This is a genomic window from Priestia sp. Y58, from assembly GCF_029522095.1.
GTDB classification, from domain to species: Bacteria; Bacillota; Bacilli; order Bacillales; family Bacillaceae_H; genus Priestia; species Priestia megaterium_E.
This window is the reverse complement of sequence record NZ_JAKWFL010000012.1, coordinates 62,259-84,807: the sequence shown is the minus strand read 5'-3', so window position 1 is coordinate 84,807 and position 22,549 is coordinate 62,259. Positions and strand designations below refer to the sequence as shown.

Annotated in this window: 27 protein-coding genes and 2 pseudogenes; 17 read left to right on the top strand and 12 right to left on the bottom strand. The window is 32.1% G+C overall.

Going from position 1 to position 22,549, the window contains the following annotated elements:
- Positions 1–18: 18 nt before the first annotated feature.
- The 5 genes from MMB68_RS24950 to MMB68_RS24935 all read left to right on the top strand — a co-directional run bounded on the left by MMB68_RS24950 (position 19) and on the right by MMB68_RS24935 (position 2,255).
- Complete coding sequence (locus tag MMB68_RS24950; protein WP_277549504.1) at positions 19–513, top strand: SMI1/KNR4 family protein; 495 nt, start codon at positions 19–21, stop codon at positions 511–513.
- A gap of 71 nt (positions 514–584) precedes the next feature.
- Complete coding sequence (locus MMB68_RS24945) at positions 585–1,004, top strand: hypothetical protein (protein WP_277549503.1); 420 nt, start codon at positions 585–587, stop codon at positions 1,002–1,004.
- Positions 946–1,149 carry a hypothetical protein gene (locus MMB68_RS27590; RefSeq protein WP_481861948.1) on the top strand — a complete coding sequence of 68 codons (204 nt, stop codon included), beginning with the start codon at positions 946–948 and terminating at the stop codon, positions 1,147–1,149. The genes MMB68_RS24945 and MMB68_RS27590 overlap by 59 nt, the downstream gene beginning before the upstream one ends.
- Positions 1,150–1,275: 126 nt before the next feature.
- Positions 1,276–1,623, top strand: a complete 348-nt coding sequence (locus tag MMB68_RS24940; protein ID WP_099331436.1) for a hypothetical protein — start codon at positions 1,276–1,278, stop codon at positions 1,621–1,623.
- A 185-nt stretch (positions 1,624–1,808) separates the two neighbouring features.
- A complete protein-coding gene (locus MMB68_RS24935; protein WP_099331437.1) occupies positions 1,809–2,255 on the top strand; it encodes an RDD family protein in 447 nt (148 codons plus the stop codon).
- Between the two features lie 299 nt (positions 2,256–2,554).
- Here the strand turns inward: MMB68_RS24935 and MMB68_RS24930 are convergent, their stop codons facing one another.
- From MMB68_RS24930 to MMB68_RS24920, 3 genes are all read right to left on the bottom strand, one after another.
- Positions 2,555–2,686 (bottom strand): hypothetical protein, encoded by a 132-nt coding sequence (locus tag MMB68_RS24930; RefSeq protein ID WP_263623952.1) that lies wholly within the window; start codon positions 2,684–2,686, stop codon positions 2,555–2,557.
- Between the two features lie 222 nt (positions 2,687–2,908).
- Entirely contained in the window at positions 2,909–3,073 is a 165-nt protein-coding gene (locus tag MMB68_RS24925) for a hypothetical protein (protein ID WP_181903677.1), read from the bottom strand.
- Complete coding sequence (locus MMB68_RS24920) at positions 3,060–3,581, bottom strand: hypothetical protein (RefSeq protein ID WP_224980713.1); 522 nt, start codon at positions 3,579–3,581, stop codon at positions 3,060–3,062. Before MMB68_RS24920 ends, MMB68_RS24925 begins: the two co-directional genes overlap by 14 nt.
- Before the next feature lie 261 nt (positions 3,582–3,842).
- Here MMB68_RS24920 and MMB68_RS24915 point away from each other — a divergent pair, with 261 nt between their 5' ends.
- Positions 3,843–4,070 (top strand): helix-turn-helix domain-containing protein, encoded by a 228-nt coding sequence (locus MMB68_RS24915; protein WP_115652774.1) that lies wholly within the window; start codon positions 3,843–3,845, stop codon positions 4,068–4,070.
- A gap of 181 nt (positions 4,071–4,251) precedes the next feature.
- On the opposite strand, the gene MMB68_RS24910 is transcribed toward MMB68_RS24915, so the two are convergent.
- The gene (locus tag MMB68_RS24910; protein WP_115652775.1) at positions 4,252–4,596 is read right to left on the bottom strand and encodes a hypothetical protein; all 345 of its coding nucleotides are present in this window, start codon (positions 4,594–4,596) and stop codon (positions 4,252–4,254) included.
- A 389-nt stretch (positions 4,597–4,985) separates the two neighbouring features.
- On the opposite strand from MMB68_RS24910, the gene MMB68_RS24905 reads away from it, so the two are divergent.
- The 3 genes from MMB68_RS24905 to MMB68_RS24895 all read left to right on the top strand — a co-directional run bounded on the left by MMB68_RS24905 (position 4,986) and on the right by MMB68_RS24895 (position 6,511).
- The gene (locus tag MMB68_RS24905; protein WP_224980714.1) at positions 4,986–5,834 is read left to right on the top strand and encodes a ComEC/Rec2 family competence protein; all 849 of its coding nucleotides are present in this window, start codon (positions 4,986–4,988) and stop codon (positions 5,832–5,834) included.
- A 2-nt stretch (positions 5,835–5,836) separates the two neighbouring features.
- On the top strand, positions 5,837–6,058 hold the full coding sequence (locus MMB68_RS24900) for a DUF3006 domain-containing protein (protein WP_209369453.1): 222 nt from the start codon (positions 5,837–5,839) through the stop codon (positions 6,056–6,058).
- A gap of 267 nt (positions 6,059–6,325) precedes the next feature.
- Positions 6,326–6,511: a hypothetical protein gene (locus MMB68_RS24895; RefSeq protein ID WP_048022023.1), complete on the top strand. Its 186-nt coding sequence runs from the start codon at positions 6,326–6,328 to the stop codon at positions 6,509–6,511.
- 734 nt (positions 6,512–7,245) lie between these two features.
- Here the strand turns inward: MMB68_RS24895 and MMB68_RS24890 are convergent.
- Positions 7,246–7,749: a DinB family protein gene (locus MMB68_RS24890; RefSeq protein WP_224980715.1), complete on the bottom strand. Its 504-nt coding sequence runs from the start codon at positions 7,747–7,749 to the stop codon at positions 7,246–7,248.
- A gap of 284 nt (positions 7,750–8,033) precedes the next feature.
- Between MMB68_RS24890 and MMB68_RS24885 the strand changes: the two are divergent.
- Positions 8,034–8,512 (top strand): annotated as a pseudogene (locus MMB68_RS24885) (VOC family protein).
- Positions 8,513–8,702: 190 nt separating this feature from the next.
- Positions 8,703–9,176, top strand: a complete 474-nt coding sequence (locus MMB68_RS24880) for a stress protein (protein WP_247807503.1) — start codon at positions 8,703–8,705, stop codon at positions 9,174–9,176.
- A 696-nt stretch (positions 9,177–9,872) separates the two neighbouring features.
- Here MMB68_RS24880 and MMB68_RS24875 read toward each other — a convergent pair.
- Together MMB68_RS24875 and MMB68_RS24870 are read right to left on the bottom strand one after the other, a co-directional pair.
- A pseudogene (locus tag MMB68_RS24875) lies at positions 9,873–10,840 on the bottom strand (acetyl-CoA carboxylase carboxyltransferase subunit alpha).
- A complete protein-coding gene (locus MMB68_RS24870) occupies positions 10,824–11,429 on the bottom strand; it encodes an SMI1/KNR4 family protein (RefSeq protein ID WP_224980718.1) in 606 nt (201 codons plus the stop codon). Before MMB68_RS24870 ends, MMB68_RS24875 begins: the two are co-directional and overlap by 17 nt.
- Positions 11,430–11,825: 396 nt before the next feature.
- Between MMB68_RS24870 and MMB68_RS24865 the strand changes: the two genes are divergently transcribed.
- Positions 11,826–11,966 (top strand): hypothetical protein, encoded by a 141-nt coding sequence (locus MMB68_RS24865; RefSeq protein WP_170836829.1) that lies wholly within the window; start codon positions 11,826–11,828, stop codon positions 11,964–11,966.
- Positions 11,967–12,151: 185 nt separating this feature from the next.
- Here the strand turns inward: MMB68_RS24865 and MMB68_RS24860 are convergent, their stop codons facing one another.
- Together MMB68_RS24860 and MMB68_RS24855 are read right to left on the bottom strand one after the other, a co-directional pair.
- Complete coding sequence (locus MMB68_RS24860) at positions 12,152–12,592, bottom strand: YaiI/YqxD family protein (RefSeq protein ID WP_071277291.1); 441 nt, start codon at positions 12,590–12,592, stop codon at positions 12,152–12,154.
- A 726-nt stretch (positions 12,593–13,318) separates the two neighbouring features.
- Positions 13,319–13,942: a suppressor of fused domain protein gene (locus MMB68_RS24855; protein ID WP_224980722.1), complete on the bottom strand. Its 624-nt coding sequence runs from the start codon at positions 13,940–13,942 to the stop codon at positions 13,319–13,321.
- Between the two features lie 217 nt (positions 13,943–14,159).
- On the opposite strand from MMB68_RS24855, the gene MMB68_RS24850 reads away from it, so the two are divergent.
- The 3 genes from MMB68_RS24850 to MMB68_RS24840 all read left to right on the top strand — a co-directional run bounded on the left by MMB68_RS24850 (position 14,160) and on the right by MMB68_RS24840 (position 15,969).
- Positions 14,160–14,507 (top strand): YxiJ family protein, encoded by a 348-nt coding sequence (locus MMB68_RS24850; RefSeq protein ID WP_263623953.1) that lies wholly within the window; start codon positions 14,160–14,162, stop codon positions 14,505–14,507.
- A 171-nt stretch (positions 14,508–14,678) separates the two neighbouring features.
- Positions 14,679–15,293: a VanZ family protein gene (locus MMB68_RS24845; RefSeq protein ID WP_224980723.1), complete on the top strand. Its 615-nt coding sequence runs from the start codon at positions 14,679–14,681 to the stop codon at positions 15,291–15,293.
- A gap of 106 nt (positions 15,294–15,399) precedes the next feature.
- Positions 15,400–15,969 (top strand): hypothetical protein, encoded by a 570-nt coding sequence (locus MMB68_RS24840; RefSeq protein WP_224980724.1) that lies wholly within the window; start codon positions 15,400–15,402, stop codon positions 15,967–15,969.
- Between the two features lie 78 nt (positions 15,970–16,047).
- Here the strand turns inward: MMB68_RS24840 and MMB68_RS24835 are convergent, their stop codons facing one another.
- The gene (locus MMB68_RS24835; protein WP_224980725.1) at positions 16,048–16,464 is read right to left on the bottom strand and encodes a hypothetical protein; all 417 of its coding nucleotides are present in this window, start codon (positions 16,462–16,464) and stop codon (positions 16,048–16,050) included.
- 480 nt (positions 16,465–16,944) lie between these two features.
- Here MMB68_RS24835 and MMB68_RS24830 point away from each other — a divergent pair, with 480 nt between their 5' ends.
- The gene (locus MMB68_RS24830; protein WP_063247064.1) at positions 16,945–17,499 is read left to right on the top strand and encodes an SF0329 family protein; all 555 of its coding nucleotides are present in this window, start codon (positions 16,945–16,947) and stop codon (positions 17,497–17,499) included.
- A gap of 129 nt (positions 17,500–17,628) precedes the next feature.
- Positions 17,629–18,288 (top strand): DUF3885 domain-containing protein, encoded by a 660-nt coding sequence (locus MMB68_RS24825; protein ID WP_277549502.1) that lies wholly within the window; start codon positions 17,629–17,631, stop codon positions 18,286–18,288.
- Positions 18,289–19,081: 793 nt separating this feature from the next.
- On the opposite strand, the gene MMB68_RS24820 is transcribed toward MMB68_RS24825, so the two are convergent.
- Together MMB68_RS24820 and murJ are read right to left on the bottom strand one after the other, a co-directional pair.
- Positions 19,082–20,284: a COG4705 family protein gene (locus MMB68_RS24820; protein WP_224980727.1), complete on the bottom strand. Its 1,203-nt coding sequence runs from the start codon at positions 20,282–20,284 to the stop codon at positions 19,082–19,084.
- Positions 20,285–21,002: 718 nt separating this feature from the next.
- On the bottom strand, positions 21,003–22,508 hold the full coding sequence (gene murJ / locus MMB68_RS24815; RefSeq protein WP_277549501.1) for a murein biosynthesis integral membrane protein MurJ: 1,506 nt from the start codon (positions 22,506–22,508) through the stop codon (positions 21,003–21,005).
- Between the last annotated feature and the right edge of the window lie 41 nt (positions 22,509–22,549).

Sequence of the window (22,549 nt, the reverse complement as noted above, 5' to 3'; positions counted from 1 at the left end):
GCAAGGAGATTGATAACGATGAGAGTTGTGAAAGAAAGCATTATTTATCCATTACCAGAGGATCAAGACATTGCAAAATTAGAAGCTTCTTTTCGCATCCAATTGCCCAATGCGTATAAAGAATTCTTGAAACAATATAACGGATGTACAGTAATAGATTCTACACCCCTAACAATCATCAATAAGAGGTGTCAAATTGAACGTTTTTTAGGCATTATTAAAAACTTCAGTGAGCATCCTTATGGGGTGTATGATATTGGTTGCTGCGAAACTTCTTTAGGAGAACAAGGACGGAATTTTTATGATGAAGATCTCATTGGATCTGAGTTAATTCCAATTGCGAAGCTAGCATGGGGAGACTACTTGTGTTTAAACTTTCACTATGATAAAAACAATCCGTCTGTTGATTTCTTAGACTACGAAGAATCATATGAGTGTGCTCCAGCTACATTAAAGATTGCTGATACCTTTCAAGATTTTTTGAGTATGTTATTATCTAAGAATACGAAATAGCAGAAAATGCTATTTTGTAATGAGATCATCTACTCATTTTGATTTTTAATCATAAAAGAGGAAGTGTCGACATGAAAAAGTGGCTTTGGATCATGTTATCCGTTGGAGTTATTACTCTCGTGTTTATGATGAATTACTTTATAGACAAAAGTCAGGAACAACAAAGCATGATACACAGCGTCTCACTTACAACCAGCACATCTCCTGAGCAACAAAACATTGTAGAAGTAAAAAAGATGTACAAACAAACCACTGATTACTTTGATTATGAGCAAAAACAAAAGGCTGATTCTCTTAGAATGTACTACGGACAACCCGGAAGCACTCTTAACCAATATAAAGAGCTTCAAGGCATTCAACCTTCTATGATTCATGATGTGAATGTGCATTGGAAAAATGAGCAACATGTCATCATCAACATTATGAAAACGAATTACCAACACAAAAACAAGGTATACAAACGATTTAACTATAACCTTAGCGAAATGTAGATCTATGGTTTTACGTGTCTTCATCGTGAGTCTTATGTGTGGTCTTACGATAACAATAGTTGTTATCATTAGCCTTTTTATGGTGGTTTTCCGCCAGGATAAGCGAAGTTTACACGATTCGATGGCAGGGCAGCTACCTATGTGAAACGTGTAGATCCTACCAAAGTAGACAGCTCTAAACTTATTTAAAACTTTTTTTAAAAGAGTAATGTTATATATTCAATAACCCTATTATTTCTACTCTTTTACATTTCAAAAAGGAGAAACTTATATGAAAAAGTCAACACCTTGTCCAGGGTGTCAAAAACCTATTACAATTGAGCATTTCGAAGATTTTTCAAGTCCTTTTACAATGAAATGCCCGCACTGTCGAGAAAAACTGAAGGAAACCAAAATGACCCCGTGGTTATTGTTATTAGCTGTTATTATCATTCCTTTATTGGTTTATCTAGGAATTACGGTTAAAAGTTTCTTAGCTGGCCATTTTCCTGTTGTTGAAAAGGTACCAACTATGATTGTATTTATGGCTTTTTGTTACCCTGTGTATGCCTTATATGAAGCTTATAATGCCGTTATTATCTTTAATAAGGGAAATTTACAACTAAAAAAAACTAATTAATCTTTTATCTCTCCTCTATAAATATGTCTTTAACAATATCAATACTAGAGACATGTATTTTATTATTAGTGGATAAATTTAAAATATTTTATATTTTTTACCTTCCTCTTCAATCATGTTATCATCATCGGAGGAGCTATTTAGATAGATAAAGTGTTAATTTACAAGAAGGGGAGAAATATAAAGTGGATCAAGTAACAAAACCAGCAGGATTTTGGATACGCCTATTAGGAAATCTGTTAGATGGCATTATTGTAAGTATTCCTTTGGGGCTTATTGGCTTTCTTATTACAGGAGACTTTGATCGTGAAGATCCCATTACATCACTCATAGGTTTCATCTATGCAGTTGCTGTACCTATTTTATGGTATGGATATACTATAGGAAAACGAATTGTTGGAGTGAGAATTGTCAAAGTCAATGGAAAGAAACTTGGAATTGGAGCAATGCTATTAAGAGTTCTTGTAGCCGGCATTGTTTATGGTATTACATTAGGTATTGCCTTAATTGTAAGTGTGTTCATGGTGGTTTTCCGTAAGGATAAAAGAAGTCTTCATGACATGATGGCAGGCACTTACGTTACATATTCAAAACCAGGTGAAATAGAGGATAAACAGGCATTTGTAGATTAATACTTAATCTACAGTAGGGTAACTTGTGATTTATTACCTTTTGTGATTCCAGATACAGATAGCAAATTGAGAAGTTTGCCATATTCAACAGTAAAGATATTTTTGATAGAATAATATAGGAATTCAAACTTTCTTTCATATGCAATACCGAATATCCTCTATTTCTAATCTACTATTCGGGACTATTTAAAACTCCTACACCTTAATGGTTAGGAGTTTTTTCTGTGTATTATCTATAGGGTATAAGCAGATAGCTACACATTAGAAAATTTCTTAAGCTGTGAAGGGTTAACTATAGATTATCGAATATACTCATTATTTTCTTGTTCCACTATCCATACAAGTAACTCTTTTTCTTTGCTATTTAAATGTCGACCTAAACGTTTTTCAAAATCAAAAACTAATTCGTCGAAACGAGGGCTATTTTTCATCTATATTCCTCCTGTGCCATCTGCAGTATAAGGTATAAAAGATATATTTAATATAAATCTTTATCTTTGTTTCTTGTTACTGAAACTTTGCTCACTTTTTAAGATGTTTTTAATCATATTTAGAACAAAGACCGCCCATTATGTATCATTGTATAAGGCGGTCTTAACTGTATTCATGCTATATGTTTATGCCCAAAATATCGACACTATTCTAAAAAGACGTCAGGTAAAAAAGACAATGGCTAAGATCGCTGCCACACAAGCTAAATAGACATTACCACTCCAATCCCTCTTTTCCTTTTCATGCACCACATAGCTATTATAAGAACCTTCAATCGGCTCTATTTTAAGTTTTCGTTGTAGTTCAGCTTCTTTATCTAAAATCAAGTCTAATTCCTCCATTGTTTGATAATTGTAAGGTAGGAATCTCCCTTGATCGTCTCTCAATCGGTTGCTTACGTCTCGTAATTCGTGTTGCCTTTTCATAGCTAGAGGGTTGTTGGTTGGACTCAATAGTTGTTCCAGAGATTGATTGGCCGTCTGTTGATGTTCCAAGTAATGTAGAAGTGCTTGTAGACGTTCCTTTTCTCTCAAAGTCATCATGTTCTCTTCCTCCTTTCTCTTCGATGTTAGGCTCTTGTTCCATCCATAACGGGTGGGATGAAGGCTGCCATGGTGAGGAGGGGAGAGGGACGTCACTCATTTTATACTGATTCATTAATGCTAAGAAAACAGGGTTGTGCGCTGCTGTAAAAAGCGCACACCTCATAATTTGATTTCGGTCTAATTCAGTAGCCTGAAATAGACTATCCACATATGTACGATAAATGGAATGATACCGCACAGTTGGTCGGTAAGTGTCTGCACGATTTTTCGGCTTCTTATTTTTCTTCATACGCGTTTTTTTCTTTTAGAATGACTTCTAACCTCTGCTTACCTTCTAACGTTAAATAGACGTCTTTTCGATTCAATAACGCAACTGCTAATTCTTTTGTCATCTAATTCGCTCCATTCCTGATGGTTTATCCTGACGTCTTGAAGTGACGTCTTACTAAATGATATGAGCGATAGCTTGTCCACTATTCCGATATTTTCTTCAAAAGTGTATGAAACTTCGAATTTTTGGACAAGACTGATATTAAAAAGGTGATTGTATATGTTTGGGTTAGGTAAACAACGTAGCAAATTAGGAAAATGGTTAGATCAAAGAGGAATTTCGCAACAATGGTTAGCGAGCAATTCAAAGGTTAGTAGATCTACTGTTAGTGATCTCTGTAAGCGAAACGTAGAACATGCACCTACACAGCGAACTATGACCAAAATACTCAAGGCTTTAAGAAAAATAGATCCCCATTTAAAAGCACATGATTTTTTTGATATGTAGGTAGAAAATATTCTAATTATCTTGGGAATAATACGTAAATTTATCGACTTTAATGAATATGAAAAGCCTACTTGGTCTTATACAAGTAGGCTTTTCATATTCATTAAGTGCTTAAAAGTACAACTCCTATTTACTTCTTATTATGATTAGGTGTTTTTAAGATCTTTCACTATAAATAAAGTCAGATAGAAAATGAGAGAAATTTCTTTCTGTTTAGTTGGTGAGAAAAATACTTAAGGTGGTCAAAATCATCCTGAGAAATAGTTGATTGTTGACTCAAAGTGTTTTTTACATCTACTAATATACATAGGTCGTGTAATTCATGATCAGTGAAGATACCTTGTAGAAGATTTAATCGAAATAATAAGGGGAGATTATCGGAGAGTTGAGTTCCACCTTCAGCGAAAAAAATTTGTCGCCATAAATGTCCATAATATGTGGTCATTTCTTTTTCTATTATACTGGCAAGTGTTATTTCAATATCAAACAGCAAGACATACGATTCAAATAACAGCTCTTTCTTCATTCACATGCCCCCCTTTATAAGATTTTTAAAACAGTCAAACTACAGTTACCACCGAGCTCAAGCTAAATTGGATTATGTAGTATAAAAACACCTTTCTTTCAAGCTAATTGTCCATATTGGGAATTTAGAATTAACTATATGTAGTAGCTTGATCATAAGGTCCACTTCTCCTAAAATGTCAATCTCACCTAATTCTTAAAATAGCACATTTCATTACTATTTACCTCCATTTTGTTACTTACCTTTACATATAACATGACTTTTTTCACCTTTATAAGTAAAAATATTCAAATTTATTTGTATTAACAAATGGTTTCATGTAGTAAAATTAATTTTGCTATAAATGAACGATACAAATAAAAATACATTTATTAAAAGGGGATAAAACAATGAAGAGTCGTGTTATCAAGATTGTTTCTTCGCTCGCTATAGGAATAGGGATTGCTGCAGCTCCAGCTTCATCCTACGCAGCAACACCTAAGACCATGAAAGTACATTATATTGATGTCGGTCAGGGAGATAGCATTTATATTAAAGCTCCTAATGGTGAAGACATTGTTATTGACGGTGGAAACAAGGGAAAAGGAAATGAGGTTGTAAATTATTTAAAGAAACAAAAAGTTGATGATATAGAAGTATTAATTTCTACTCACCCTGATGCTGATCATATTGGTGGGTTAGATGAAGTTATTAATGCATTTAAAGTAGAAAATGTTTATGCACCGAAAGTAAGTAATAACACTCAAGCTTACAAAGACTTTTTGAATGCTGTTAAAAAGAAAAAATTAAAGATTCAAACAGCACAAGCAGGTGTAAAGTTACCTGTTAAAGATGTAAATGCTCAAATTGTAGGGCCTATCAAAACATATGCCAACAGTGATTTAAATGACTGGAGTGCTGTTGTACATATGACTTATAAGAAGAATACATTTTTATTTACAGGTGATGCTGAAACAAAAGCAGAAGCAGACATGATTAAGGCAAAGAAGACACTACGTGCAGATGTGCTTAAAGTAGGCCACCATGGTGCCAAAATGTCTACAAGTAAGAGTTTCTTAGATGCTGTAAAACCTAAGTATGCGGTCATCAGCGTTGGTAAAAATAGCTATGGACACCCTACTTCTCAAGTTGTGAACTTACTAAAAAATTCAAAAGCAAGTATTTTGCGAACAGACCAAAGTGGTACAATTATTATCACTGGTGATGGAACATCTTATTCTGTTAAAAAATCGAGGTAATTATGAAAAAGATAAAAGGGATTATTGATCGATTTGAAGAGGGATTTGCTGTTGTTGAAATTGAAGGAAAGACAAAAGATTATCCTAAAGATATCTTTCCCAAGAATACACAAGTTGGAGATGTCGTTTATATTACGGGAGATAAAGTTGAGATTGATAAAAGTGAAACGAAAAAGCTGGCAAAAGAAATTGAAGATTTAATGAATGAAGTTTGGGAAGATTAAACTCCCTTGCTAATTGTATACACAGTTATATAGATACCATATGATTCAAAAAGCCGAGAGTTACCTTTTCGGCTTTTTTGTTATGACGTGTTACCCTCTACAAATCTTTTGAAGGTGCTCTATTCACCGTAGTTGGAATTGCTATAAAGCTTATGTGATATAGATAATACTAACATATATGAATAATAAGAATGAGTGGTTTCCCCTTGAATGAAATGGGGATTAGTAAAAGGAAAGTCTTAACAATCTTAAATAGGAGGGAAGAAGATGTTTAATGATTGGAAAGAAGAAATTCAAGCTCATTTAATCAAAGAAGGTTATAGCGTTGGAGAATTTTTAGGTGAATCTCGAAGGTGGTATTACTTTAGGGTCAATAGTATTTGGAACGGTGACCATATAGTTAAAGTCCAAAATGGATTTTTAGGTTATTTAAAAGAAAGGGTTAGTGGATAGGGAATAAATTGTTTAAACAACACGAGCATAAAGGATTTAAGGAAAAATACAAACCGAGAGTAAAACATATTTTTCTACGTAGAACTAAAAAGTTAAGCTTTAAAATAAAAAAGGGTTTCTATAAAGAACTTTTTTTGAAATTCTTTAGTGGTATCAAAATCCTGTTGTATTAAATTTGTGCTTATATATTTATATCTAGTTATTTGTTATTAACAGGTTAAAAAGATCACAGAAGACATTTACCTATTAAAAGAAATGTCTTCTGTGATGAACTCTATATAAGGATTTAATGAAATGAATTACCATAATGTGTAATCAAACACTAATTTGAATGTGTTGCTACATATACAAAATAAAAGAGGAACCTCGGCAGTGGACGTGAGGTTCCTCAAAAATAGAGTTACGTTGAAATTTGTAAAAAATAATATGACTTTTAATATATCATACTTGTATACAGAATCAACTATTTGAAAAGAAGGATGTATATTATAAAAAAATAAAGCTAGTTAACTTTAATTTTTTTATCGAGCTTTTTTGATAAGTAAAAACTCCTTTATAGACTTCACCCTCTAGAGAAGATTATATGTTTATCATAACAGACATATCCTCCGACAAGGACCTTTTTCCTTTAATTGGTTTTATATTAACTACAAAAGTCTACTTTTACGAATCTCACAAAGAGCACATACGTTATTTCAAAAACATTGCTCTTTGTGAGAAGGTTTCTTAATTTATTATTTGGAAGGTTCTTTTTCAGGTAACCCCAATATGTCCGTATTTTTAGGTGTATGCCCTAATAGGCGTAACATAACTACAATTTGTCCTTTATGATGTGATTCATGAGTAATTGAATGGACAAGCAATTGACGAGGTGTTTTTCTTACCAAACCACTGTTTGCTCTCCAAGCCAGTTCTTTTTCAATAGACTCATCAAATTTATCTGTAAATTGCTTCAATACTTTTTCTACGTATCTATCAGCCTGTTGAAAATAATGCTGAATATCGTCTATTTGCATAGTATTAATTACTTCTTTTGTGAATAGTGGTGATGATGTTTCTGAAAGCATAAAAGAACCTAGCCAAGCATGATAGCAACCTGCCACATGAACTAGAGAATCTCTAATACTTTGAAAACCAAATGCAAACTCTTTCGTCAAATCACCTTCACTTAATTCTCTACACTGCTCTAATAAAGTTTGTCGTGCTTGTTTTACCCATTCATATTCTAGCTTTTCCATAACAATCCCACCTCTCAGACATATAATGAAAAATTATTCTTTACTATACACTATTCGGAATTATTATTACACCGATTTTTTCATTAATTAGCTTAGTAAATAGTAAAGTCCTTCGTGTATTATTGGCAAATAGATCATTTTTCTACAAAGAATATAAAATACACACCAAATATGGCTTAGTGACAGGGGAAGAATGTTTTGTTTGAAAAGAATTTGTAACTTTTTAATAGAATGATTATGAAAATGAACAGATAATAAAATATCACATATAAGGAGATAAAACTATAGAAAAACACACCCTACTAAGAATGGACAATATCAGTATCGTTGTAGAATCCCTTGATGATGCAATTTTTTTCTTTGAGGAGATTGGCTTGAGTCTTGAAGGACGAGCCACCGTCGAAGGTCAATGGGGTGGACGTGTAACAGGATTGGGTTCTCAACGCGTAGAGATTGCGATGCTGGTTACCCCTGATGGCCACAGCAGGATAGAACTTTCGCGATTTCTCAGCCCACCTACTATATCAGATCACCGGACTGCTCCTGTAAACGCTCTCGGCTATCTGCGCGTCATGTTTACTGTTGAAGACATTGACGAAATGGTGTCCAGACTCACTAGGTACGGCGCTAAGCTCGTTGGCGAAGTGGTTCAATATGAGGATTCGAGGATTCGTATCGGCTCTGCTACATCCGTGGAGTAGAAGGAATCTTAATCGGTTTAGCAGAGCAAATCGGTAACAAACAAGTAAGTGACGTTTTATAAGAGTCTTTACTGAAATGTATGTTTAAGCTACCTGAATTTTCAATAGATCGAGATTATTTTCAGGTTTTTTTCAGACCTTTCTCTTGCTTTTTCTCACCTCACCCAATTTTACTTAATTATGGTATTTTTGTTTTAATATTCAAAAAAGGGGTAGGTGTTCTAAGAATCAACTAAAATAGGAGGAGATCAAATGAGAAGAGCGAAACAAGCTGTTGTAGCTTCTGCCGTAGGTTTAGCTATGTTAGCGACGCCATTAACTCTACCGAATTTAGGAGGTTCTGCTGGCTCCGCAGAAGCTGCAGAAGTTGGAGGAGACGTAGCAATTGATCCAGTAGCAATTGGGCAAGCGATTGCAGATGCAGCTAAAACGGCTGATAATCGAAGTGGTTTTGTCAAAGGAGCAATGGAAAAAGCGTTTTTTGAATCGGGTCAACAATATAATGTAGTGGTCATGAATTTGAGTCAAGGTTATAATTCAAACCAGTTACAAGGTGTCCAATATTTTGATACCGTAGATTACGATGGTATCACGTTTGGAGTTTGGATATTTGAAGAAGGAACGTTTATTAATGAAGGTGACGGAGGATACGATAACTGGGCCTTTAGAGGTTGGTTTGAACGAACGGGAGATGACGAAAAAACGGTCAACTTTCATAGACCTTAATCTATATAAAAAGAATTCATTTTGAATAATTATTTTCGAAATGAATTCTTTTTTATATTCAAAATTCTCAAAGTGAAAAAGTGTAGCAGGGTTCTATATTGTATGATACAATATAGAACCCTGTAAATAATTTGAACAATATACAAAACTTTAGAAGAGCCCTGCGTCTTGAATGATACAGGGTCTTTTCTAATTGCTAATTTTCTACCATTTGAACATCTTGCCATTCCACTGTCGCTTTCTTTACCCTGTCTAGTTTCATAATTTACCTAGTAAATCTTAAACATAGTTAGTTTACTAACATGTTTTTGGTGCGGGTAACATACGCACCTCTTGTTGATTTTATTCTTATTTGTCGTCAGTGTAAATATTAGAACCTTAATAATATACGAAGTAGTTTAATATTTACTTAATAAATAATGATAATTAGGTTAGGGGGGAAGTTGGTGTATTTCTAAGTAGAGTCGATTATAAAATTAGTTTTTAAATTTATATGCATTAGTATATCCATTAGATAACTAGAACAAAATATAATTAGAATACCTTCCGACGTTGGTATTCGTAGCACTATTTTCTGATTTTCTATATAAAAAACCTACTGTTGGCGAAAGATGAACAGTAGGTTTTTTCCTTTTTAGGTTTTATATAATATTCATTTCTTGTTCACATAAAACACATTTATTAGAAGTTTGGAATTTAGATATACTCACTCTTTTTTACATGATTAAACTGACCGATACTTCTAAATTTTTTATGACGCTGATTTACAAGTTCTTCTGAAGATAATAATAAGAGTTCATGCAGTGAAGCTTTAATTGTATTTTCAATTTCTTTAGCTTGTTTTTCAATATCATTATGGGCGCCACCTTGAACTTCAGATATCACACTATCTATAATCCCTAATTTTTTTAAATCTGTTGCTGTAATTTTCATGGATTCAGCTGCTTTTGGAGCTTGTCCTGCATCTTTCCACAATATAGATGCACCTCCCTCTGGAGAAATAACCGAATACCATGTATTCTCTAACATATGAATATGGTTACTAACACCAATACCAATCGCTCCACCACTAGCTCCTTCACCAATTACAATAGAAACGACAGGAACTTTAAGGTCAATCATTTCAAATAGATTTCGTGCTATTGATTCTGATATTCCGCGTTCTTCAGATTCCTTCCCTGGATAAGCTCCTGAGGTATCAATAAAGGTAAGAATAGGGCGCTTGAATTTTTCAGCTTGCTTCATAAGTCTTAAAGCTTTTCTATAACCTTCTGGATGTGACATTCCAAAATTTCTTTCAATGTTTTCTTTCGTATTTCTCCCCCTCTGTTGAACTATGATTGTAACAGGTAAGCCCTTAAATTTGACAATTCCACATACCATTGCCTTATCGTCTCCGTATAACCGGTCACCATGAAGCTCTAGGAAATCAGTAAACAACATAGGAATGTAATCTAATGTTGTGGGACGGTTACGAAGTCTTGCTATCTGAACTCGCTGCCATGGGGTGATGCTATTATATATCTCATTCTCTATATTATTTAATCGTTTTTGTAATGTATTAATTTCTGGTGATAAATCTATATTATCTTCTTTCGTAAAATTTTCTAGCTCAGAAATTTTTTTCTCAATTCAACTATAGGTCTTTCAAAATCTAAGCTCATTTAGTTTCTCCTTATCTAGAAAAATAAAGTCACCGTCAAGAAGTTGCTGTAAATATTCATCAAAGCTATTTGCAATTACTTTATATTGGTCAGGGTCATGCACAAAGCGAATTATTTGACCGCATACACCTTTATCAGAAGGGTTAAAATCAATATAGAGTCTTGATGTTCCACCATTGTTCATACAGTCTGAAAAATGAATATACGTTCCTGGAAAAAGTCCCTCTGGATTTATCTTAGGGTCAACATCATCCTCGTCATCTTGGTATTCTAAAAGATAGGAGATGTCTTCTTCTTCTTTTGAGCTTTCGAGCATCTGCTGTATAGACAGTAAATAATATGGATATCTACCTTCTTCAAGATCTGAACCTAAAATACAGACCGCAATTTTGTTCTCTCCATGTTTCGGCCAATATGTACCATCAATATTTTCTAGTAGAGAAATTAGTGATTCTGGACAATTTGGATATTCTGACCTTAGTGTCTCAATATCCTCTTTTGTAGCACCACGCACTGTATTTAGTGCCTCGAGCTCATCTGTTGATAATGCTGCCCTCAAGCCGTTTAAAAATTTGTTTACCAAATCCATTATTTTGTCCTCCCTATTTTGTTATAAGAAATATACTCAACTACATTATTAATCTCCCATCTTAATTTACCACATTTTACATATTATACAAAAAAAACAAAGTCCGCAAAAGTATACTTTTGCGGACTTTTCTTTAATTTTTAGCTACTTATAAGAATTTTCCATACTGTCCCTAATATCGATTAAAAAACAGAATATTCAATTATTTTAATTTATTTTGTAAGCGATTACATATATAATGGAAATAAGCTTGCTATCATTGTATATGACGTAGGCGGGGCCAGTACAAGATGAAAACAGCTTATCCTATAAAATATTTTGTTAATTTGTATGTATAAGAGATTGCTAGTTGGACAATAATAAAGAATAGGGACTTGCATAAAGGAGGTCAAACTATTGAGCGAATATAAACAGGTTTTCTCTACATTTATTAATGAAGAACGATTTGATTTACATTCATACCTTACTTATTTATTTATCAATGAATGTCAGGAAGATGTAGTAAATCAGTTAGAACAGAAATATGCAAAACAATAAATGTATAAATAGGAAAACAGAAAGGGTAAATAATAATGAACGGAAAAATCGTGTAGGTGACTTTATCTTTCTGAGCAGAAGGAATAGGTCGCCTATTGATGTTTCTACTTAAGCTAACGGGGCAGGTTAGTTTAACATTTGGACAATTTGTTTTTCTGGTTTTTTTGAAAATAGCTGGTTCTTTTTTAGCGTGAAATTGCTCTTTTAAAAAGCCCCTTAAATTTCTCTCTATCTTCGGGTGTAAATGGTTTTGGCCCCTTTGTACGCTTTCCACTTTTTCGAGCCATTGCACTCAAATAACGTGTTTGCAATAATTGGTCAATGTTTTCATTTGTATAGCTAGACCCATTATGGTGAAGTACCACACACCCTTTTGCTAAACCTAGGGAAGCAAGACCATAATCTTGCGTAACGATTATATCCCCTTTTTTTACTAACCCCATAATCCGATAATCCGCAGCATCTGCTCCAGAATCAACATAAATGGTTTCCACTCCTGATGGTTGTTCCACATTAGAAAAATGAGAAAAGCTAGTAACAAGGATAACAGGAATTTCAGCATTCGTACCTTCAGAGATAATGATATCTTTTACCGGACAAGCATCTGCATCAACATAAATTTTCATTTTTACCTCTCCTCGTAAATAAGTTTGAGTTGATGATAATGGAAGACTTATCCTTTGTCAAACGACAAAGATATTTGGCCTAAAATTATTAAAAAACAGTTGTTGTATTAAAGCCTGCGTTTGATGCTCTATTTTTTAAAAGGAGAAGCTAATTTGATCTCACGTAAACTTCTAAAGTATGAAAAAGATGTTATTATCACTTATGAACCCCATAATAATAATGATGTGTTTTCTATTTATTAGGAGTGTGGTGATATTTGTTTTTAATTCATTGATGTGAACTTTGTAATGTTGAGGAAATAACAACTCAAATAGATCCGAAATATAAATGCCCTAAGTGTGGACTATTGACTGAAGATAGATGGATTGATGAAGAAAAGAAGTATGAATCCTGAGTTTTAAGAGGCAGAATTAAATATCTCATATATATAAAATATACGTAACTAAGCGTCCTCAAAGGTAAGCAAAATAAAAAGAAACGTCGGCATTGGCCAATGAACGAGGTTTCTTTTTTTGTAAGGGTTTGTTCATACGTATCCGAAGTATGAAGCGTAAATAGATTACCATGTTCTGTAATTAAAAGCTATTTTTAGTATGTTGCTGCATATATAAAATAAAAGAAGCAACCTCGGCAGTGGACGAGAGGTTGCTCTTTTTGCGTGGGTTCCGGAAGAGGTATTATGTAAACTGGTTTTGTATATGGTATTCATGGATTACGCTTAGTTCTTACAGCGTTGACTTACGTTCAGAATTACATAAAATTACTGGATCAATATCTTTTTCAATCCATAAGTCTAATAATTTTGTAAAGTCTTGCTTGTCTTTTACAAAGTTCTTTTCTTCTTGATGAATAGGCAATAGCCAAAATAGTTCAATACATTTTTTATCAAAAATATCTAGTAGGTGAGCTGTATTGTCTGTCTCCATTATAGGAGGGCATATCAAAAGACTATTCATTTTAAAAGATGAATGTGCTTCAGAATTAGAAATAGTTTGTCCATAATCTAAAGATGTATGGTCGTAGAAAGGGTATTTAGATAGACCAACCAATAATTCTACAATTTCTTTATTTGATTGTTCATTCAGCCAAATTAATTCAGACCTCAAACCATTTAGCATCTTCTGTTTAGACATACCCAGTGTAATGTATGTCCAAATAGGTCTGTCGTTCTGAGGTGAAAATTCTATAATAAATAAACTATCTTTATCATTGGATACTTGACTATTTTCTATCTCTTCAAGTACAGCTTCTTGCCAATGAGACTTATATATACGAGAAGGAGTTCCAAAAGAGTCACAATAAGTACTATAAATCTCCGTATTTTTTAATTTCTTAAATCTATGCAGCAAATTACTCTCTCCTTACCTGTCCTAAATACTTTTATATTTATTATAAGGTTACTTTAAGAGAGAGAAAATTTCACTATTTCCGATAATTTGGACTATGTTAACTAAAAGTATATAGAGTATGCACATAGCTTTTATGGTGAACCTTGTGTACACAGTGGTAAAATAAAGCTCTACATAAAACGAAAAGGCGGAGTTTAATATAAGAAAACTAACTATATTGGATGAATTAAAGAAGCTTAACAATGACCTGTATCATCCATTTCCCCATGAAGACATTCGTAAAATACAAGATAAATTTAGTGGGAAATTACATGAAGACGATCTGTTAACCGCAGACTTTAATAGCTATTGGATGAATATTGCTGGCAGTTTAAGTTATATGGTGAAAGGTAAAACGAAGAAAATTCCTCAAAATCAGATCGATGAATTAAAGTTGACTTTCTTTGAAGTTTTTCCGCAATATTCTTTTTTAGAAAAAGAAATCTCTACCTATCCAAATTTGTACGAAGAATATAAGATTTATGAGAAAACAAGAGAGCTCATGTTAAGTTATTTATTTAATTGAAGCCAGTAAAGAAAAAGGGACGACTTTCTAAATAGTCGCCTTTTTTTGTGCCGATAAGGTACATTATGATGACTAGCTTTTCATTTAGTAGAGAGTTATTACTTATTATTTCATTTAATGGTATAATGTGGTCCTATCATTTTTGAATAGATTGGTGTTGAAATAGTTTTAATGGGTTTAATCACTTTATATGTAGAAGATATGCTTGGGTATATCTTAGCTGCATTACCCTTTTATGTAGGGTTTCGTTTTATCTTTTTAAAGAAGAAAAGAAAGATAACATCTTTCAAAAAGGAACTTATTTTAGGTTTGTTTGCATTATATCTTGTTGGTTTGGCATCTCAAACCATTGTTCCAAATTGGAATGCGGGTATTGTTACAGATACTGGAGAGCCTTTTTTTGATATTTATTTTACAAATGAGCTTTCTCATGTAAATATCATACCTTTTCATACCCTTTACGAATACTTCTTTCAAACGAATACAAATGTTGACGAATGGAATAGCGTATCTCTTTTAAATCTAACTGCAAATGTTATGTTATTTTCACCTTTAGGCTTTTTCGTAGCCCTTATTTGGAGAAAATATCATTCAATTAAGAAAGTAACAATTTTAGGTTTATCTGTTACATGTTTAATTGAATTTATTCAATACTTTATAGGTCGTAGCTCAGATATTGATGATGTTCTACTCAACACGTTTGGTACAGTTATAGGTTATGTGGTTCTTTTAATCATTCAGTATTTAATAAGTAAACCAGTAAGACAAAAAAAGGCGACTATGTAGCTAGTAGCCTTTTTTTATTCCTATAAGCTACATTAAGGTAACTAAGGTTGTATAGTGTATACCTGAGATGATATTGAGAAATGTATGAAGAAAGAGGGGTAACAGCTTGAAGATAGTTACTTTAATGGAGAGTGAAATCTCCTCTTTAAAACGACTATATGGGGATATTTATTTTCAGGATATTCAACTTATAGACAAGTTCTTTGTAAAAGGAGCTTTGGATCGGTTTAATCGAATTTTAACTGAAGAGGAAGCAGAAGAACTGTTAACTAATAAATATCAAAATAAGCTTGATGAAATTAATTATATAAATTACTTTCATGAAATTTTTGAACTATGCGGTAAACAGCAGGTATACGTGCATTGTGCAGATATTTTTCACAGTAGCTTAGCTTCTTATAAAAAAATTCTTTCGATGGAGGAATATCGCTATATTTTATTACTAAAACAGGCTATAAAAGGAGAATTTATTCGAACAGATGATAGTAGAGTTTTGGAATTTTTATTTAGACTCTCATTAGATACAAATAGTTTCTCAACTTTCTTCTTTCCTTCAATCTCTACAGTAATATTAGGAAATTACGATATGTCATTACCTATCTTTTGTAAGGATAATCAAACTATGACAAGATTAGAAAATATAGCTCACATATCAGGGTTGTATATTCGAAGATAAAAGCCCTTTTAAAGGGATTTTATTTGTTACTACCTATAATTTTGATTATTTAAACTGAAAATGTATGGAGTCTACATCTTATGTTTCTCTTTTTAAAATATATCTTGGTGGAGCTCCATATCCTTGTTCTGCTTCAAAATATGCCAGTTTATTTGGAATGCAAACGATAATAGAAGGAAAACCATAACCTACTGCATCTTTAAGAGCTGTAAGTAAAGGTAATTCTTCTCCGTCTATTTTCTTGTTCCATGAAATTGAATAACACTCTTTTCCTGCCCCGTGCTGCTTTAATAATTTGGCTATTTCATTGGCACAAGAATTTGGTTTAGGAATCTCAATCATATATTCTTCTCTCAATGTTTTTGTGTAATTATGATTAAGACGATGTAATGCGTCTTCTCTTTTCTTTTCAGAGAAAAGTTCGAATATCACTCTATCTTGGATTCTCTTAGTAAAGAAGGATCTTACTACTTTTTCTTCTAGCTCTTTATTCATTCAATCCTCTCCTTGAGTAATCTTTATTGTATAGAATTTTTCATCAGAGAATCATTAAATTGGTATACGATGTAAATTTAATAATAGGTCAATTAATGCAAAGATAATACCTAATATGAGTGAAAGGGTCAGTATGAATATCCATTTAGTTTTCTTCTCTAACTGAAAGACATTCAGTTTTTCTAATGCAAACGAAACAAGCCACATTATAATTATTGTTTCAATAAATTCAACTATAAAATTAAAAATAAAGTCCACTTGTTCTCACTTTCTTGTTTTGAAATATTTACTTTTCTATTAAAACACTTATAGATAAACATTAAAATACTTTTATTCTTATAAAATCCATTATGTTAACTACGTGTGTATTGAGTATACAGTAAAAATATCATTTAAAATAAAAATGTTTTGTATAATGTACTTCTACGATCTCAATTGTAATATTTAGTTTTAAACAAAAAATGGGAGTAAGATAATGCTATGAAATGGACAAAAGTAAAAGGAAATATAGAGAGTTTAATTTGCGATAAATTAAAACATAGATTAAGTATCCATTTGACTCAATATAATGTTTCCCTTGGTGAGCAAAAGCGTATATGGATTACTCTAGATAAAAAGGAAGTCTTCAATGCGTCTTCAGCAAATTATTTAATGGAACATGATAAACTTTGGGCGGAAATAAAAAAGGCGACTGACAAATCTTTTCCCGACTGTTTATATGAATGTTTTCCAGAGTTTATTGGCAAGACGAAAGATTTAGACTACACTACAGTAATTCTAGAGGATAAAGGTATCTTTAATGTCGATCTAGTTTATGATGCATTTATTCAGTATCCTCAACTATCCATTGACAATGCTTTAAATTCTGAGAATGTTATTATCAAAGCCTTCGCACTGTTGGATAAAAGGCTAGGTAAGAGAAAGTTAAAAAATTTGAGATACAGTTCTAATGTTCATCCATTAATCTTGGAGTTTTACAAATTGAGATGGGAAGTTGAAGGGATTAGGACCTTTGAAGACATACCTAATTACTAAAAAAGGCTCTTTTCAGAGCCTTTTTTTGGTGCCGGTAATGGTGATTATATTGACTAGATATTTATATCACACAAAAAGAATTCATTAAAAAAATGTTAAAATAAAATCAAAAACCACGGAGAAAAACATATGAACCATGATATTCTACATTCATTTTTAGAAAAACATTTTGAAAAACTAATTTTAAGCCCTTCCTTATTTTATTCTTGGAAAAATAGCATTCGATTTGAAATATCAAATCCTTTAATACCTCATTACAAAAAGGAACATTTAGAGCAAGCACTTTATCGTTCAATCAGATTATTTGAAGCAGTATTTGGAGAAGAAGATGAGATTCTTCTTGTTACAGATGTACATTCCATAAAAAAAGATATCTTTCTCCAAAAAAGGCCTTTAAACGTATATTTAAAGTACATAAAAGATAAAGAAAAGTTATACCAATTAAGTCATTATCTTTTACCCAGTGTATTTGATGAGGAAGATGATCAATCTATTACTCATCGATTTGCAATTTCTTGTAAGAAGTCAGAACTAAAGTATATACAACTCTTAAAAGCTATTTGTTATGAAGACTTTACTCATCCATCTAGTATACTTAAAAGCAATCCACAAAGTGGTTATGATATTTATTTTATCAATCGTTCTAAAGAAATCATTTTTCACCTGTATGATGATCGAGGCTGTGATGTATTAGCCTCTAATAAAGAATCTATAGAGTTTCTTTACGAAGAATATAATCATTGGATTTTAGATTATGACCGAAAAGAAATTGACCTTTTATTTAAATAAAAACATTATCAATACGCTAACGATTGTGCTCTTTAAACTACCGATAAGCTACACTACGTTAATTAACAATGTATTGGATAAATGTGTTAAATTTAATAATATTGGGGGGATATAATTGATTTATTTAGTTTGCACAATTATAGGTTCAATAATTGCTATCTTCAACATTGTCAAAGATAGCAATTTTATATGGTTATGTATGTTTATACCTATGTTGATAGACTTTCTTATAGCAAATGTTGATCTTTTAAATTTTATAACCAATGGTTACAGGACTGCTATTTTTTTAATTCTTTATATTCGAATATATTTCACTGTGTTTTTATATGACATTGATAAAATAAATTCTGAAGAACAACCTATTGCTCCTGTACAGTAGGTTGTTCTTTTGGAAATAACAAATATGGTTTTGTAGTGGTAGATGCCTCACGGCGTCTTGGGTAGTCTGCTCAAATTATAAAAACATATTCAATTTTTAAAGCAAAAAAACCACTGGACCTAATCAGTGGTTTTTTGTTCGTTCGATGCAGAAAATGAACAAAACATATTGCATATACAATGTTTTGTCGTTGTTCCATAGTATATCATGAAGAATTAGCTTCTATAAGAGTTGATACATTTATGTATAGAAAATGAAACATCTTGTAGCATTGTTGAAACATTGTTTATTAAGAAATAGGATCAATTTGCTTTAATCTAAGGTTGTTATTTCTGATAATGTTGATTATGTTAAGTGTGATTATAGAGAAAAGAGACTCTAGCTTCCTATAAAAGAAAGGTTAGAATCCCTTTTTTATTTATTAGCTGCGTTTAGTGCAGTCAGTGAATTATTAAGTGCTGATTTGCACTTATTGACATCAGGGTTGGATGAACGAGCTGCTGCTAATACAACATCAATAGTTCCATCGATCTTGGTCCATTTAGAACCGTCTATTTCTCTAAGTTTAGCTTCTGATGAGTCCCACTGATGTTCTAAATCGTCTGCTCCTTTTTTCGTTGCAGTAAAGTTTTTTGAATTTACATCCTTGAGCATATCATTTTCAATTTTAATAAAATCCTTTAATTGCCCAGATAATGTAGCTTGTGAAGCAGTGGATTGTGATGCTAAATCATTACTGCGCCAGATATAACCACCTATACTTAGAACTAAGAAAATACAGAGCACTACAATGGTTTGTGTCAAAACATTTCTCTTACTTGCACGTGTTGGGTTTGTATCCACCATTTCACTTTTTGAAGTTATATCAATTTTTGTAATGGCGAGAAAAACAATTATTGCTAAAATACCTATAAGAAAAATAACACTAGTAACAGTTGTTCCCAAACCTAATCCACCATTAACTTTTGTTTGTGATAGGTAATCTCCTAATGATGCTCCCAGTGGACGAGTAAGAATATAGGCAATCCAAAATGCTAAAATTCCATTAAGTTTCGATTTGTATGCCAAAAAGATACAACCTATGATAATGATGACTGTTACTCCCGTTTTAAGATAGCCAAAACCTAGTTGTTCAGAATATAAATCACCTACTGCTGTTCCAAGTGCAAATGTAAATAGAATAGTAAGCCAATAGAAAACTTCTCTTCTTCTTGTATAAATCGAGTGTATAGAGAGTGTTTTTTCACTAAGGTACCAAAAAAGAAAAGTTAATCCAAGTAGAATGGAAAAGACAATTGTACTAGCTTCAAGAGGTACTCCCATTCCATCTGTCAAATTATCAGTTACTAATGTTCCAAATACGCTTATAAGCACAACCGTTGTCCAATAAATACCTGGGACATATTTAGTTGCCTTAAATTGAAGATATAATAAAATAAAAAATGCTATTCCCATAATTATAGTAGTGACAGTTAACCCAAATCCAAGGTTGAAATTTAGAAAATCAGCAAATGTTTCACCTACAGTTGTGCACAAAACTTTGATTATCCAGAAGAAAATTGTGACTTCTGGCACTTTGTTGAGTGCAATACCCAATTTATTTTGGTTCTCTTGCATACACATTCCCCTTCTTTGCAGTGGTTTTCCACAATTTTTTTAAAAGAACAAACTGATTGTTCTATATTATTGCCGTGCATTTTAGAATTCAAAAAACGAGTGCAATCTATATCAATTTACTCCACTAGTCATTTACTATTCTTTGTTTTTGTTGAAATTAATTTTTTCAAAGAACACCTCATATCCAATATGTTTTTAAAGTTAAGATAATTGTATGGGAATACTCTTAAGTATCTATGAAAAATAAATTAATAATTCATTAGAATAGTTAATTTATTAGTTCCCTTTTACGCCTTTTATAGCAGTTAAAACTATGAATAACACCACCAAAAAACATGAAGTAAACGTTTACTTATTTAGCGTCGTAATTTTAAGCTTTTATTTTTAATAGTTAACTTTAAAAATGGATTTTAGGGTTAATACCTTACTGTTAGTTTTGGAAAATGTGGACCTTGAAAACTATTTATATAAAAAGAAACCTTTGCCATAAAGGCAAAGGTTTTTCAAATTTATTGGAATAGGGGGAATACTTTATTAGTCTGTCCAGATTTGTAGATTCATATGCATATAACTTTAAAAATAAATATTGTGATTGATTCTTTTTTTAGTAAATAACCTTATTTAAGTTCTTTTATCTTTTAAATAAATACTAAAGTATTTTATTGGACGTAGACAAAAAGACAGCTGCAAAACAAATAGGGCTGCCTTTTGTCATTTTTTATTTTTTCATTCGTACTTTGATTTTTGGATAGATAATATTAAAATTAAAGATTCCTACAAATAAAGTGTAAATAAGTGTTCCTCCAATGATTATAAAACCCAAATAGAAGTACAAGTTAGTAAAATTTAAAAAGTACACTTTCTTTAGATAAATTAAACAAGTAAGCATTACTATCGCTGAAAGTGAAATTTTTATATAATGTACTACTACCCACTTTAGATTAATTCGGTTAACGAGTTTATAAAACGATGAAAAGGTTATCGCACAATAAATTAACCCAACGAGTGAGGAGCTTAACGCTAAACCATAGGCTCCAAAAAACTTAACAAAGATAAAATTGAATCCCACATTTAAAAAAACGGAAAATAGACCAGCTTTTAAAAAGACGCTTCCTTTATCTAACGTGTATAACCCTTTAGCAATGACAGCCTGAATACTATAAGCTAAAACTGATCCTAAAAAGAAAATAGCAAAGGTAGAAGTTAGGGCTGCATCAGAATCGCTAAAATTTGTATAAATGACTTTTACAAGCTCAGGCATTAAGTAACACATACCTACTATTGCTGGAGCTAACAAAAGGAACATATATACTAGCCCTTTCTCCATGCTTTTCTTGAACAATACAATATCTTTGTCATGAAAGGCCTTCGCAATAATAGGATAGATCATGGTTGCTACTGTTACACCAAAAATGGCCTGGGGGATATTAACTAGACGAAATGCATAATTAAAACTTGAGACAATTCCTTCATCTAAGTGAGAAGCATAGCTGGCATCAACAGATAAATTAATTTGCCCTACTGCAGCAGTAAGTCCAATTGGAAGGAAAGAAACATAAAATTCCGAAATTTTACTCCAATCTAAACTTACCTTTTCTCTATATCGATAGAAGTATGTAAATCCTGCTTTTTTCAAAAAGAATGAAACAATTGTGCCAATTAAGTAAAAGAGAGGAATAGACAAAATCCCAATTTCTTTGTGAAAAAAGATAAGTCCTGTTATAACAAATAAAACTACGATTAACTGAGAAAGTATCGACCAAGCAAATTTTCTATTTGCCTCTAAATATCCTTCATATATAGAATTTATTCCAACAAACCCTAACGAAAGGAAATAATAAATGGCTGTCCATACTGCAATTTGTTTACCTTGTTGATTAAAACTCGAGAATAAAAGGGGAATTACCATTAAAGAAATAAGAACTCCTATTATTGATCCAATTAGAGCAATATAAAAAGTTCCTCTAATCATCATCGATGTATAGGAAAGTTTCCCGTTTAATTCTTTAAATTGAAAATACTTAGGTAAGAATGTTTCTTTTATTCCTGTCAAAAGGAACAAGATACAGATGTTAGGAATGTTCACAGCCGCAAAATAGGCATCCGAATCACCAGAAAGACCGTAAAACCTTGATATTAAGATATCCCTGAGCATACTTGAAAATTTTAATACGAGAGTAGCAAATAATAAAATTAAAGAAATTACACTTAGTTTCTTCATCATAAAAGTTCCTTAATTTATAACAATGTCGGCGACGAAAATGT